At 67.1% G+C, this 12,783-nt stretch carries 13 protein-coding genes; 3 read left to right on the top strand and 10 right to left on the bottom strand.

What is annotated here, in order from left to right; translation table 11 throughout:
- Positions 1-157 precede the first annotated feature (157 nt).
- Both hemE and F6X61_RS19710 read left to right on the top strand, forming a co-directional pair.
- Positions 158-1,222 (top strand): uroporphyrinogen decarboxylase, encoded by a 1,065-nt coding sequence (gene hemE / locus F6X61_RS19715; protein WP_153788044.1) that lies wholly within the window; start codon positions 158-160, stop codon positions 1,220-1,222.
- Positions 1,223-1,386: 164 nt separating this feature from the next.
- A complete protein-coding gene (locus F6X61_RS19710; protein WP_028689103.1) occupies positions 1,387-1,734 on the top strand; it encodes a YgiW/YdeI family stress tolerance OB fold protein in 348 nt (115 codons plus the stop codon).
- A gap of 150 nt (positions 1,735-1,884) precedes the next feature.
- Here the strand turns inward: F6X61_RS19710 and F6X61_RS19705 are convergent, their stop codons facing one another.
- A complete protein-coding gene (locus F6X61_RS19705; RefSeq protein ID WP_153788043.1) occupies positions 1,885-3,126 on the bottom strand; it encodes an MFS transporter in 1,242 nt (413 codons plus the stop codon).
- Between the two features lie 111 nt (positions 3,127-3,237).
- Here F6X61_RS19705 and F6X61_RS19700 point away from each other — a divergent pair, with 111 nt between their 5' ends.
- Positions 3,238-4,140: a LysR family transcriptional regulator gene (locus F6X61_RS19700; RefSeq protein ID WP_153788042.1), complete on the top strand. Its 903-nt coding sequence runs from the start codon at positions 3,238-3,240 to the stop codon at positions 4,138-4,140.
- A 5-nt stretch (positions 4,141-4,145) separates the two neighbouring features.
- Here the strand turns inward: F6X61_RS19700 and F6X61_RS19695 are convergent, their stop codons facing one another.
- From F6X61_RS19695 to F6X61_RS19655, 9 genes are read right to left on the bottom strand one after another with little or no spacing between them, the layout of a single operon-like run.
- On the bottom strand, positions 4,146-4,949 hold the full coding sequence (locus tag F6X61_RS19695; RefSeq protein ID WP_153788041.1) for a hypothetical protein: 804 nt from the start codon (positions 4,947-4,949) through the stop codon (positions 4,146-4,148).
- Between the two features lie 25 nt (positions 4,950-4,974).
- Positions 4,975-6,201, bottom strand: coding sequence for a beta-ketoacyl-ACP synthase (locus F6X61_RS19690; protein ID WP_153788040.1), 1,227 nt, complete (start codon positions 6,199-6,201; stop codon positions 4,975-4,977).
- The gene (gene fabG / locus F6X61_RS19685; protein WP_153788039.1) at positions 6,201-6,929 is read right to left on the bottom strand and encodes a 3-oxoacyl-ACP reductase FabG; all 729 of its coding nucleotides are present in this window, start codon (positions 6,927-6,929) and stop codon (positions 6,201-6,203) included. Before fabG ends, F6X61_RS19690 begins: the two co-directional genes overlap by 1 nt.
- Positions 6,922-7,392: a hotdog family protein gene (locus F6X61_RS19680; RefSeq protein WP_153788038.1), complete on the bottom strand. Its 471-nt coding sequence runs from the start codon at positions 7,390-7,392 to the stop codon at positions 6,922-6,924. Before F6X61_RS19680 ends, fabG begins: the two co-directional genes overlap by 8 nt.
- A complete protein-coding gene (locus tag F6X61_RS19675) occupies positions 7,389-8,582 on the bottom strand; it encodes a beta-ketoacyl-[acyl-carrier-protein] synthase family protein (RefSeq protein WP_153788037.1) in 1,194 nt (397 codons plus the stop codon). Before F6X61_RS19675 ends, F6X61_RS19680 begins: the two co-directional genes overlap by 4 nt.
- Positions 8,579-9,064 carry a DUF3261 domain-containing protein gene (locus F6X61_RS19670; RefSeq protein WP_153788036.1) on the bottom strand — a complete coding sequence of 162 codons (486 nt, stop codon included), beginning with the start codon at positions 9,062-9,064 and terminating at the stop codon, positions 8,579-8,581. The genes F6X61_RS19675 and F6X61_RS19670 overlap by 4 nt, the downstream gene beginning before the upstream one ends.
- The gene (locus F6X61_RS19665) at positions 9,061-9,801 is read right to left on the bottom strand and encodes a class I SAM-dependent methyltransferase (RefSeq protein WP_153788035.1); all 741 of its coding nucleotides are present in this window, start codon (positions 9,799-9,801) and stop codon (positions 9,061-9,063) included. Before F6X61_RS19665 ends, F6X61_RS19670 begins: the two co-directional genes overlap by 4 nt.
- Positions 9,798-12,119 carry an MMPL family transporter gene (locus F6X61_RS19660; protein ID WP_178125858.1) on the bottom strand — a complete coding sequence of 774 codons (2,322 nt, stop codon included), beginning with the start codon at positions 12,117-12,119 and terminating at the stop codon, positions 9,798-9,800. The genes F6X61_RS19665 and F6X61_RS19660 overlap by 4 nt, the downstream gene beginning before the upstream one ends.
- The gene (locus tag F6X61_RS19655) at positions 12,109-12,714 is read right to left on the bottom strand and encodes an outer membrane lipoprotein carrier protein LolA (protein ID WP_153788053.1); all 606 of its coding nucleotides are present in this window, start codon (positions 12,712-12,714) and stop codon (positions 12,109-12,111) included. Before F6X61_RS19655 ends, F6X61_RS19660 begins: the two co-directional genes overlap by 11 nt.
- Positions 12,715-12,783: the final 69 nt, after the last annotated feature.

The raw sequence follows: 12,783 nt of genomic DNA, 5'->3' as shown, positions 1-12,783 counted from the left end.
GGCTCTGTCGGACGGACGCCGAGGCAGCGTTGTTGCCTCGGTTTTGTATACAAAAAGCCTTGATCCATGGCACCTGATAGACAAAACGCATGACCATGGCCGTGCCTTTTACGTCGGCGTCTGAGAAAATGCCCGCACTTTTTTTCCGGATGCCGACATGACTGCCCTGAAGAACGATCGTTTCCTGCGTGCACTGCTCAAGCAACCCGTAGACGTCACCCCGGTGTGGATGATGCGCCAGGCCGGCCGCTACCTGCCGGAGTACCGCGCCAGCCGCGCCAAAGCCGGCGACTTCATGAGCCTGTGCATGAACCCGCAGTTCGCCTGCGAGGTGACCCTGCAGCCGCTGGACCGCTACCCGCTGGACGCGGCGATCCTGTTCTCGGACATCCTCACCATCCCCGATGCCATGGGCCTGGGTCTGTACTTCGAAACCGGAGAAGGCCCGCGTTTCAAGAAGGTCATCAGCACCCCAGCCGACATCGAGGCGCTGCCGATCCCCGACCCACAGAAAGACCTGGGCTACGTGATGGACGCGGTCAGCACCATCCGTCGCGAGCTCAACGGCCGTGTACCGCTGATCGGCTTCTCCGGCAGCCCCTGGACCCTGGCCACCTACATGGTCGAAGGCGGCTCGTCGAAAGACTTCCGCAAGACCAAGGCCATGGCCTATGACAACCCGCAAGCCCTGCACCTGCTGCTGGACAAGCTGGCGCAGTCGGTCACCAGCTACCTCAATGGCCAGATCCTCGCCGGTGCCCAGGCCGTGCAGATCTTCGACACCTGGGGCGGCAACCTGTCGGCGGCGGCCTACCAGGAGTTTTCCCTGGCCTACATGCGCAAGATCGTCAGCGGCCTGATCCGCGAGCACGAAGGGCGCAAGGTGCCGGTCATTCTGTTCACCAAAAATGGCGGCCTGTGGCTGGAAAGCATCGCCGAGGCCGGTGCCGACGCACTGGGCCTGGATTGGACCTGCGAGATCGGCGACGCCCGCCGCCGCGTCGGTGACAAGGTGGCGCTGCAGGGCAACATGGACCCGACCGTGCTGTACGCCAAGCCCGAAGCCATCCGCAACGAAGTGGCGCGTATCCTCGCCAGCTACGGCAAGGGCAGCGGCCATGTGTTCAACCTGGGCCACGGCATCACCCCTGAAGTCGATCCGGAGCACGCTGGCGTGTTCATCAACGCCGTACACGAGCTGTCGGCGCAGTATCACCAGTAATCGTCAGGCCTATCGCGGGGCAAGCCCGCTCCCACAGTGTTCAGTGAACCTGTGGGAGCGGCGGTTCGGCGCCCCGACTTGCCCCGCGATTTTTTGCATTAAGTTTCAATTCAGCGATCGTCGGTAATCTGGTCCCATCAAAACGCAAACAGGACCCGATCACCATGAAAGCCCGTTACCTGCCCCTGATCCTCGCCCCGCTGTTCAGCACCGCTGCCCTGGCCGCCGGCTACACCGGCCCTGGCGCCCAGGCCGTGACCACCGTCGCTGCCGCCAACGACGCCGCCGACGACACCCCGGTTGTGCTGCAAGGCTTTGTGACCAAGAAGATCAACAACGATGACAAGTACGAGTTCAAGGACAACACCGGCACCATCACCGTCGAGATCGACGATGAAGACCTGCCGCCGACGCCGTTCAACGACAAGACCAAGGTCAAGCTGACCGGCGAGGTGGAGAAGCACCTGATGAGCCGTGAAGTGGATGTGGATATCGTCGAGATCATCAACTGATCCGAAGCTTCAAGCTTCAAGCTTCAAGCCTCAAGCCTCAAGCCTCAAGCTTCAAAGCGTGGGAGCGGGCTTGCCCCGCGATGGCGTCAGCAGGTGCATTCTTCGTTTGCTGATATGACGTCATCGCGGGGCTAGCCCGCTCCCACGCTTTCAAGCTGATTTCGGCGCCAACTTGCTCAAGTGCAGCGCCACCAGCAGGGCCACTGCCAACAGGCTGCCGATGAACAGCCCAATGCCATTCCAGCCCCACTGGTGCCAGAACACCCCGCCCGCTGTCCCCGCTACGCTCGACCCCGCGTAATAGCAGAACAGGTACAGCGACGACGCCTGCCCCTTGGCTTTAAGCGCTCGCCGGCCAATCCAGCTACTGGCCACCGAATGCGCGCCGAAGAAACCAAAGGTGAACACCAGCATGCCGACGATGATCAGCGCCAGCGGGCTGGCCAGGGTCAGCAGCAGGCCGCCGGCCATCACCAGGATGCTGGCCCAGAACACCTTGCGCCGTCCCAGCTTGTCGGCCAGCGCGCCAACCTGCGCCGAGCTGTAGATCCCTGACAGGTAGACCACCGAGAGCAGGCCAACCAGCGCCTGGTTCATGTGATAAGGCCCGGCCAGCAGGCGGTAGCCGATGTAGTTGAACAGGGTGACGAAGGCACCCATCAGCAGGAAGGCTTCGAGGAACAGCCAGGGCAGCCCGGCGTCCTTGAAATGCATGACGAAGCCGTCCAGCAGGCTGCGCGGGTTCATGGCCTGGGGGCGGAAGTTGCGCGACTCGGGCAGCACCTTCCAGAACACCACGGCCGCCGCCAATGCCAGGCCACCGATCACCAGCATCGCCGTGTGCCAGCTGACGAAGTCGATCAGCACCCCGGTGATCAGCCGCCCGCTCATGCCGCCGATGGCGTTGCCGCCGATGTACAGGCCCATGGCCAGGCCGATGTGCTGGGGGTGGATCTCCTCGCTCAGGTAGGTCATCGCCACCGCCGCCAGGCCACTCAGCGCCAGGCCCACCAGCGCGCGGCTGGCCAGCACCAGCTCCCAGCTCGGCATCACCGCGCTGGCCAGGGTGGCCAGGGCCGCGCATAGCAGGGCGCAGACCATCACCGGCTTGCGCCCGATACGGTCGGAAATCGGCCCGGTGACCAGCAGCCCGATGGCCAGCATGGCGGTGGACACCGACAACACCAGGCTGCTCTGCGCCGCGTTGATGGCGAACTCCTGGGACAGCAGCGGCATCATCGGCTGCACGCAATACAGCAGGGCAAAGGTGGCGAAGCCGCCGCTGAACAGCGCCAGCACGGTTTTCATGAAGGCGGGCGTGCCTTTCTCGATCCAGATGTCGTTGAAGGCAGGTTCAGGTTCGACGGGCAGGGGGGCGACGGCGGATCTCACGGAGGGTACCTCGGGGCGTTGCGATGGAAAAATCATATAGCTGGCTAATGATTAGATCCAATATATTGTTCGACCTGTTTAAGACGTTTCACGACCTGTTCGGAGCCGATCATGGAGCTGCGTCACCTTCGTTATTTCATCGCCGTGGCCGAAGAGCTGCACTTCGGCCGCGCCGCCCAGCAACTGGGCATCTCGCAACCACCGCTGAGCCAGCAGATCCAGGCCCTGGAGCAGGAGCTGGGCGCGCGGCTGTTCGAACGCACCAACCGTCGGGTCGAGCTCAGCGAGGCCGGGCGGCTGTTCCTCGACGAAGCCCGCCAGGTGCTGGCCCAGGTGGAAAAGGCCGCCGACGTGGCCCGGCGTGCGCAACTGGGGGAGCTGGGTGAGCTGAAGATCGGCTTCACCTCCTCGGCGCCCTTCACCTCGAAGTTGCCCAAGGCGCTGCACGCGTTCCGCCAGCAGTTCCCGGCGGTGCACCTGAACCTCAAGGAAATGAGCAGCCGCGATGTCGCCGAAGCGGTGCTCGACGAGTCCATCGAAGTCGGCCTGATGCGGCCGATGCCCCTGCCCCAGGGGCTGGAGGTCAACGAATTGCTGCGCGAGCCGTTGGTGGCGGTGATCAATGCCTCCCACCCGCTGGCCGCAGGCAGCGAGCAGGGCCTGTACATGCAGGCACTGGCCGACGAGCCGTTCGTGTTCTTCCCGCGCAGCTACGGCAGCGGCCTGCACGCGCAACTGCTGAGCCTGGCGCGCCAGGCCGGCTTCAGCCCGCACTTCGCCCAGGAAGCGGGTGAGGCGATGACCATCATCGGCCTGGTGTCGGCGGGGTTGGGTGTGTCGGTACTGCCAGCATCGTTCCAGCGCATGCGCATCGACGGGGTGGTCTACAGGACCTTGCTGGACGAGGGCGCCGACACCGCCGTGTGGCTGGTGCGGCGTGTCGGCGAGGGCTCGGCGATGGCGCGCGCCTTCGCCGAACTGCTGGGCGGGCAGCGGATCACGCCACCCGCCTGAGCCGGTCAGTCGACGTGGGCCAGCTCGCCGCGCAGGGCCACCGCGCTGACCAGCATGCCGGCGCGGCACTGGAACTTCTCCGGGTCCTTGTACAGGTCGCGCTGGTCGACGCTGGCGATGTTCACCACGGCGTTGGCGTCAGCTTCCTGGGCGGCACGCTGCAGGGTTGCCAGCGCCGATTGCAGGGCCCAGAAGCAGGCCTCGCTGTCGCTCTTGTTGCTGCCGTTGGTCTTGCGGCTACTGCTCACCGTGCGCAGGGTGCGCACCGAGGTCGGCAGTGCTTCGCCGGCCAGGTAGAACTTCACGCTGCCGTCGAGCAGGCCGGCTTCGGTGGCGCGTTTCACACCCTCGCGAAAGCTCAGGTAGGTCGGTCCGTCGACGCCCTGGTTGACGATGCCCAGCGCGTTGACCGCTTCGATGTCCGGATTGAACGACAGCTCCTTGAGCACGTTGTCGCGCAGGCGGTTGATCCAGCGGTTGTAGTTGCCGTGGATCTTGCCGTCCTTGTAGTCCAGGCCCCAGCTGCTGCGGTAGACGATCTGGAACTCGGTGGGGCTGTAGGGGATATCGACCTCGGCGTGGTGGCGGCCGCGCACGGTGATGGCCGCCTTGACCATGCCCGGGCGCACCGACTGGACGACCCACTGGCGGTCGTTGAGCGCGGTGACGATTGCCCGTTTCATCTGGTCGTCGCTGAAGTTCAGGCTGCTGGCGAAGTCTTCCTTGGCGTTGTACACCGGCTTGCTGGTGCACCCGGTGAAGATCAGGGCCATGGCCAGCAAGGCGAGGGTGCGGTGAATCCGAGTCATTCCTTTCACTCCGTGGTTTTGCGTGTCAGCGCCAGCGGCGGAAGATCAACGAGGTGTTGACGCCGCCGAAGGCAAAGTTGTTGTTCATCACGTATTCGTGGCCCATGGCGCGGAAGGCGCCTTGCAGGTAGTCGAGCTCGCCGCACTGCGGGTCGACCTTGTCGAGGTTGAGCGTGGGGGCGTACTGCTCGCGGTTCATCATCTCGATGCTGAACCAGGATTCCAGGGCGCCGCAGGCACCCAGGGTGTGGCCCAGGTAGCTCTTCTGCGAGCTGATCGGCATGTGCGGCCCGAACAGGCTGCTGGTGGCCAGGGTCTCGGCGATATCGCCCTGCTCGGTGGCGGTGCCATGGCCATTCACATAGCCGATCGCCTCGGGTGCCAGGCCCGCGTCTTCCAGCGCCAGTTCCATGGCCCGGCGCATGGTCACCTGCTCGGGCCGGGTGATGTGCTGACCGTCGGCATTGCTGCCAAAACCCACCACTTCGGCGTGGATCCGCGCGCCACGGGCCAGGGCATGCTCCAGCTCTTCGAGCACCAGCATGCCGCCGCCCTCGCCGATCACCAGGCCGTCGCGGTCGAGGTCGTAGGGGCGTGGGCTCAGGTGCGGGGTGTCGTTCTTCAGGCTGGTGGCATAGAGTGCGTCGAACACCATGGCCTCGGTGGGGCACAGCTCTTCGGCACCGCCGGCGAGCATCAGCGGCAGGCGTCCGAACTTGATCGCTTCATAGGCATAGCCGACACCCTGGCTGCCGCTGGTGCAGGCGCTGGAGGTGGGGATCAGGCGCCCGGTCAGGCCGAAGTAGATGCTGATATTGGCCGCTGTGGTGTGCGGCATCATGCGCACGTAGGAGTTGGCGTTGAGCCCCTCCGAGGTGGAGTTGAGCAGCATGTTGCCGAAGGTCTTGATCTCGTCGGTGCTGCCGGTGGACGAACCGCAGGCCACGCCCATGCGCCCGTCACGGATGCTCGGGTCGTCGAGCAGCCCGGCGTCGGCCAGCGCCCGCTCGGCCGCGGCCACCGCCAGGCGCGACACCCGGCCCATGCTGCGCAGTTGCTTGCGGGTCCAGTGCGCGGGCACCTGGAAGTCATCGATGGGCCCAGCCAGGCGGGTGTTGAGCTCGGCGTAACGGTCCCATTCGTCCATGCGGCGGATGCCGCTGCGCCCGGCGGCGAACTGCGCGGCGATGCTCTCCCAGTCGTTGCCCAGGGCGGTAATGCCGGCCATGCCGGTGACCACGACGCGGCGCATCAGCACAGCCCTCCATTGACCGCCAGCACCTGGCGGGTGATATAGGCCGCCTCGGGCGACATCAAAAAATTCACCGCGCCGGCTACTTCTTCCGGGGTGCCCATACGCCCGGCCGGGATCATCTTCAGCAGTTCATCGACCGGCACGTTTTCGTCGAGCATGGCCGTGTCGATCAGGCCGGGGGCCACGCAGTTGACCGTGATGCGGCGCTTGCCCAGCTCGATCGCCAGGGCCTTGGCGGCACCGATCAGGCCGGCCTTGGAGGCGCTGTAGTTGACCTGGCCGCGGTTGCCGATCAGCCCCGACACCGAGGTGATGCAGACGATACGCCCCGGCGCGCGGCGGCGGATCATCGGCATCGTCAGCGGGTGCAGGACGTTGTAGAAACCGTCGAGGTTGGTGCGCATCACCTGGTCCCAGTCATCGTCGGTCAGCGCCGGGAAGGCGCCGTCGCGGGTCAGCCCGGCATTGCACACCACGCCGTAGTAGGCGCCGTGGGCTTCGACATCGGCTTCCAGCACTGCCTTGCAACTGGCGCGATCGGCCACGTCGAACTGCAGCACCCGGGCCTGCTGGCCGAGTGCGCGCACTTCGGCGGCCACGGCGTCGGCCTCGGCACGGCCGCTGCGACAATGCAGCACCAGGTCGAAGCCGGCCTGTGCCAGGCGCAGGGCAACGGCCCGACCGATGCCACGGCTGGAGCCGGTAACGAGAATGCTGTCAGTCATGCTGTGGTTCCTCTGGGCCGGTTTCGGCCAGGTAGCGGTCGGGCTGTGGCGGGCGGTATACATTCAGGCGGGCCGTGGCATGGATGCCGGGGCCGCGCAGGTGGCATTCGAACACCCCCATGCCGTTGTCGTCTTCCAGCGAGCGCTGCGCGTGGATCAGCAGTTCGGCGCCGGCGGGGAAGTGCTCGACGGCGCATTCGAACTTGCGCGTGCCGAGCAGAAAGCCCAGCTCCACCGGTAGGCCCAGGCGACGGGCGCGGCAGCCGGCGAAGGCGGCCACGCTCTGGGCCATCAGCTCCAGGCCCAGCCAGGCCGGCAGGCTGCCGTCGGCGCGATTGAACAGGCCGCCCGGGCGCACCGTGGTGCGGGTGTGGATCTGCTCGTCGTCGCAGCTGTCGATCTGCTCGATGAGGATCATGTCACCGGCATGGGGCAGCAGCTCGGCCAGGGGCCAGGGGATCATGGGGCGTCTCCGAGAATCAGGCTGACATTGTTGCCGCCAAAGGCGAACGAGTTGCTCATCAGGTAACGCGCGCGCTCCAGCGCAAGCCGTTGGTTGCCATCGACCAGCGCCAGGGCCGGCAATCCCGGGTCCTGCTGGCCGTCCCAGGCATGTGGCGGCAGCAGGCCCTGCGGGTTGTGCCCGCTCAGGGCCAGCCAGCAGAACGCCGCTTCCAGCGCGCCGGCAGCGCCCAGGGTGTGACCGGTCATGGGCTTGCTCGACGAGCAGGGCAGGCCGGCGCCGAACAGGCTGTGCACGGCCAGGGCCTCCATGGCGTCGTTGTGCACGGTGGCGGTGCCGTGCAGGTTCAGGTAGTCGATCTGCGCTGGCGCAAGGCCGGCATTGTCCAAGGCTTTGCCCATGGCCTGCAAGGCGCCTTTGCCGGTGGGCTCCGGCGCCGAGATATGGTGGGCGTCGGAGCTGGCGCCGGCGCCCAGCAGCGCGATACGCGGGCCTTGCAGGTTGGCCTCGCGGGTCATCAGAAACAGCGCCGCGCCTTCGCCGATGTTGATGCCGGCGCGGTTGCGCGAGAACGGGTTGCAGCGGGTGTCGCTGACCGCCTCCAGGGCACTGAAACCGTTGAGGGTCAGGCCGCACAGGCTGTCGACGCCGCCGCACAGCACCGCGTCGCACAGCCCCAGGTCGAGCAGCCGGCGCGCGCTCATCAGCGCCCGGGCGCTGGAGGTGCAGGCGGTAGAAATTACATAGGCCGGGCCGCTCAGTTGCAGCCAGTCGGCGAGGAAGTTGGCCGGGGCGCTGAGCTCTTGCTGGGCGTAACGGTAGCCCTCGGGAAAGCGCTGCTCGCGCAGGTAGTGGGCGATGCCGTCGCTGGCCTCGGCGATCCCCGAGGTGCTGGTGCCCAGCACCACGCCGAGCCGATGGGCGCCGTGGCGCTCGATCGCTTCACGGATAGCCGGTTCGATCTGCAGCGCGGCGCTGTACAGCAGCTGGTTGTTGCGGCTGTGGTGTTCCGCCAGCGGCAGCTCGGGCAGCGGGGTAGCGACGGCGCCCACCGGCAGGCTGCGCGCGGGCACCCAGCCCGCTTGCGACAGCATGCCCGAACAGTCGCCGGCAAATAGCCGGCGGGCGATATCGGCCTGGTCGTGGCCGAGGGCACAGACCAGGCCCAGGGCATTGAGATAGGCGCTCATGGGGTGTTCTCGTCGGGCAACGGGCTGACGTGATAACGCAGCCCTTGGCCCAGGTTCAAGGTAAAGGTATCGGCGCCCTGATAGCGCACCTGCCAGCGCTCGCCGAGCCAGCGTCGGTCATCCTGCTGGCGGGCCTGGGGGTAGGCCTGTGGCAGTTGCTGCGCCGGGGTCAGGGCGAACAGCACGGCGGCGAACAGTTCGCGCGCCGCCGGGTTCGGCGGTAGCAGCCCGTCGGCCTGCCACTGCTGGCCATCGAGCAGCTGGCGGGCCTGGGGGATGCCCAGCAGATCGAGCAGCGACCAGCGCAGGCGGGTGTCTTCGCGCTGGATCACCAGCAGCCAGTCCTGGCGTTGCCCGGCCTGCTCCCGTTCGACGTGCAACTGGCGTGGCAGTTCCAGCGCGGGCGCTTGCTCAGGCAAGGGCGGTCGCGCGGCGCAGGCACCGAGCAGCAGGCAGCAGAGCATGGCCAGCAAGGCTTTCATGGGGTCTCCTGCGCTTTGCGCGCGACCACGTTGAGCAAGGTCTCTTCGCGTTGCCCGACCGGCGGTGGGTTACGCAGCCCGAAGCGTTCGAGCAGACCGAAGTCCTTGGCGCGGCTCCACCACAGGTACGGGTACGAGACATGCCGTGGCGCAAACTCGAAGCCTTGGGCGCTGAGCATCTGCAGGTAGCCCTTGGCACTCTTCTGAACATGCATCGGGTGGCGGAACAGCCAGCGGATCACCCAGGTATCGATATACGCCTCGGTGGACTCGGCGAACAGCAGGTAGCCGCCCGGCTTGAGCACCCGGTGGAATTCAGCCAGGGCTTTTTCCTGTTCCACCAGGTGGTGGAAGGTCTGGTGGCAGAACAGGATATCGACGCTGGCGTCGGCGTAGGGTAGCGCGGCGCAGTCGCTGCCATGCAGTTCCACCGCGATGCCCAGGCGTTCGGCCTCGGCGGCGCTGAGCGCCAGGCTGTGCGGGTCGGCGTCGGTGCCCAGCAGGCGCGAAGGGGCGAACACCTGGTGCAGGTGACGGAACGACTTGCCCTGGCCGCAGCCGACATCCAGCAGCACCGGCGCGGCCGGCGGGTTGCCGTCGAACAGCCGGCGCAGGTCGTTGATTGCCACCCGCAGCACATGGTGCTGCCAGGTGTGGCTGCGCAGGAACCAGAACCCGAAACGGGTTTCCTCGACATAGGTGTCGCTGAAAAAGGCCTTGGACGTGCTGCTGTTCATGGCGGTGGATGCGCTCCTTCGCGGGGGGCGGCCCAGGGGGCCAGCAGGAAACTGAAAGCCAGGCCCAGGCTTACCGCCAGGCCGAAGTTGCTGACTGCCGGGGTGCTCGACAACGCCAGCAGGCCGAACGACAGCCAGGTGGTCACTGCCGCCAGCAGGGTGCCCAGCAGGCTCACGGCGGCGCCGCCGATGCGCTCGTGCATGAGGATGGCGTAGTCGACGCTGATGGCCGTCACCAGCAGCAGGCCGAACAGGCTGAACAGGGTCAGCGGCTGGCCCAGCCAGCCGAGGCTGGCCAGGCTGCATAGTGCCGCCAGCAGCGGCAGGGCGACGATGCGCAGGGCGCCGCGCAGGCCGAACGGCAGCACCAGCAGCACCACGATCAGCAGGCACGACAACAGCTTGAGTTCGGCGGCGCTGAGCTGGGTGGCGGCGAACAGCTGGTTCAGCTCGCTGAGGCGGTCGACCAGTTGCACGCCGGGCAGGTCGTCGGTCTGCAGGCGCAGCAAGGCGGTGTCGCCCAGGCCTTGCAGACTGACGATGGCGGCCACGCCATCGCCGTCCGGGCCCAGCCACAAGGGCCGCCAGGCTTCGCCCAGCGGGCCGGCCAGCACTTGGTCGATGCTTTGCGGCGGCAGCTGTTGCAGGTGCTGGAGCTCGCCTGCCAGCGCGGCCTCGGGCACGCCGAGTGCCAGCAAGGGTTGCCAATGTGCTGGCAACTGGCCGAGGGCCTGTTGCAGCTGGGCCTGTTGCGCAGGGCTGGCGAGCAGCTGGCTGAGGCTCATGTAGCCCTTGAGCTTGCCCAGCTCGACCAGTTCGCCCAGCTTGCCGCTCAGCGCCTGCAGGCGTGCGAGCAGTTGCTGCGGATCGTTGCCGCGCACCAGGTAGAACTGGCTGGTGGGCTGATAGCCGGTGATGCGCGCCACGGCCTGGGCCTCTTGCAGCAACTGCGGCGGGCTGCCGACCCACTGGCGGATGTCGTTGCGGCTGTCCAGGCGCCACAGGCCGGCGGCGCAGAACAGCAGCACCAGGATCAGCAGCACCGCGCTCGGCACCTTGGCCAGCAGGCGTTCACGCAGCCTGGTCAGGGATTGCGCGATGCGCAGCGGCCACTGCGCCGGGCGCAACTCGACGCCTGCAAGCAGCGCGGGCAGCAGGCACACCGCGCCGAGGTAGGCGCCCAGCAGCCCGGCGGCGGAAAACGCGGCGATCTGGGTCAGCGCCGGGAACGGCGTGAACGCCAAGGCCAGGTAGCCGATGACGCTGGTCGCCAGGCTCAGGCTCAGCCCCGGCAAGGTCAGGCGCAGGGCCGGCCAGCTGTGCCAGGGCTTGAGGCTCCAGCTCTTGGACAGGTAGTGCAGCGGGTAATCCACCGCCACGCCGATCAGGCTCGAGCCCAGCACCAGGGTCATCACATGCATCTGCCCGAACAGCGCCACGCACACCACCGCGCCGAACAGCATGCCCACCAGCACCGGCACGAAGGCCAGCAGCACGCGCCAGCGCCGGAAGGCCAACAGCAACAGCAGCAGGATGCCCAGTGTGGCGCCACCGCCGACCCAGGTGATCTCGCGGCTGGCCTGCTGCTGGCCGGCGGCGGCGTACAGCAGGCCGCTGGCCGCCAGCAGCCGGGCACCGTGCTGGTCGGCGTCGAGGCGGCTGGCTGCGAGCAGCTCGGCCACCTGCAATGGCAGGTGCATGTCGAAGGCGTTGCCCTGGGTGCGTGCCCGCAGCAGTACCCACTGCTGGCCGTCGGCCTCGGCGACCAGCGCACCGCTGGCGGTATCCAGCTGCACGTTGACCGGCATCGGCTGGCTGTTCTGGATGCGCCCGGTCAGGCCCAGCCAGTCGTCCTGGCTGGGTACCAGGCTGAAACCGGCGAAGGGGTCGAACAGGCTTTTCACGCGCTGTTCGATGAAGGCCTGGGGCTGGGTGATCAACTGCTCGCGGTCGTTCGCCGAGAGCAGGGCCAGGCGGCCTTGCAGCAGTTGCGCGCGCAATGCCGACAGGTCGGTCTGCAGGCTCCACTGGACCTTTTCAAACAGGCCACTGGCTTGCCATTGCGTGGCCAGGCGCTCGGTCAGGGCCAGTGCCTGTTCACGTTCGGGGTGGCCTACCAGCACCAGAATTTCGCGGTTGAGCGGCTCTTGCATGCGCTGTTCGGCCCGCAAGACCTGCGGGTCCTGGGTGGCGCCGGGCACCAGGGTCATCAGGTCGGCCGACAGCGGCGCGCCGCGGTGCCACTGCCAGCCGGCGATGGCCAGCATCACCAGCAGCAAGCCGAGGAACAGGCGCGGCAGCAGGCGTTCAGTCGGCAAAATCGCTGCGCTCCGTGTCGCTCAGGGCCGCTGCGGCGGTGCTGGCCGGCATGCGCAGCACGGTGCTGTCGCCCTGGGTTTCGCTCAGCTCGATGCGCTCCACATACTGCCCGCCGGCGATGTCGATGCGGTTGAACACCTGTTTGAGCAGCAGCGAGCGCGGCGTCAGGCGCAGTTGCCAGTGCCCGGCGTCGCCGGACAGGGCCAGTTCGAAATCACGTTGCAGGCCACTGCTGTCGCCCTGCAGCACGGCGAAGAACAGGCGGTTCTGCTCGGCCCCGGCGCTGCGGCTGGGCAGGGTTTGCCAACCGTTCGGGTCGCGCCGGGCGATGCCTTTGGCGTCGATGCGGTAATCCTGGCGCAGCGGGGTGTCCAGCAGCCACAGCAGGCCGTGGTCACGGGCGAGAACGAAGCGACCCTTGCTCAGCAGCGGCTGGGGCAGGGCGCGCAGGTGTTTTTCCTGGATGAACGGGCCCTTGACCACGGCGGGCTGGCTGAGCTGCTTTTGCAGGTCGTCGAGGCTGAAGGCCAGGGTCAGGGGGCTGGCGAGCAGCAGGCCGAGCGTGATGAGGAAGCGGGCCGCGTTGCGGCCCATCGCCGGCAAGCCGGCTCCCACAGGAACCGCGCAGCCTTTGTGGGAGCTGGCTTGCCAGCGATGAGGCCA

It is taken from the genome of Pseudomonas sp. EMN2 (genome assembly GCF_009650555.1).
Classification (GTDB): Bacteria; Pseudomonadota; Gammaproteobacteria; order Pseudomonadales; family Pseudomonadaceae; genus Aquipseudomonas; species Aquipseudomonas sichuanensis.
This window is presented reverse-complemented; position numbering and strand designations above follow the sequence as displayed.

Excerpts from the sequence above, each read along its gene's own strand:
- hemE (WP_153788044.1), top strand. The coding sequence starts at position 158 with ATGACTGCCCTGAAGAACGATCGTTTCCTGCGTGCACTGCTCAAGCAA.
- F6X61_RS19710 (WP_028689103.1), top strand. The coding sequence starts at position 1,387 with ATGAAAGCCCGTTACCTGCCCCTGATCCTCGCCCCGCTGTTCAGCACC.
- F6X61_RS19700 (WP_153788042.1), top strand. The coding sequence starts at position 3,238 with ATGGAGCTGCGTCACCTTCGTTATTTCATCGCCGTGGCCGAAGAGCTG.
- F6X61_RS19695 (WP_153788041.1), bottom strand. The coding sequence starts at position 4,949 with ATGACTCGGATTCACCGCACCCTCGCCTTGCTGGCCATGGCCCTGATC.
- F6X61_RS19690 (WP_153788040.1), bottom strand. The coding sequence starts at position 6,201 with ATGCGCCGCGTCGTGGTCACCGGCATGGCCGGCATTACCGCCCTGGGC.
- fabG (WP_153788039.1), bottom strand. The coding sequence starts at position 6,929 with ATGACTGACAGCATTCTCGTTACCGGCTCCAGCCGTGGCATCGGTCGG.
- F6X61_RS19680 (WP_153788038.1), bottom strand. The coding sequence starts at position 7,392 with ATGATCCCCTGGCCCCTGGCCGAGCTGCTGCCCCATGCCGGTGACATG.
- F6X61_RS19675 (WP_153788037.1), bottom strand. The coding sequence starts at position 8,582 with ATGAGCGCCTATCTCAATGCCCTGGGCCTGGTCTGTGCCCTCGGCCAC.
- F6X61_RS19670 (WP_153788036.1), bottom strand. The coding sequence starts at position 9,064 with ATGAAAGCCTTGCTGGCCATGCTCTGCTGCCTGCTGCTCGGTGCCTGC.
- F6X61_RS19665 (WP_153788035.1), bottom strand. The coding sequence starts at position 9,801 with ATGAACAGCAGCACGTCCAAGGCCTTTTTCAGCGACACCTATGTCGAG.
- F6X61_RS19655 (WP_153788053.1), bottom strand. The coding sequence starts at position 12,714 with ATGGGCCGCAACGCGGCCCGCTTCCTCATCACGCTCGGCCTGCTGCTC.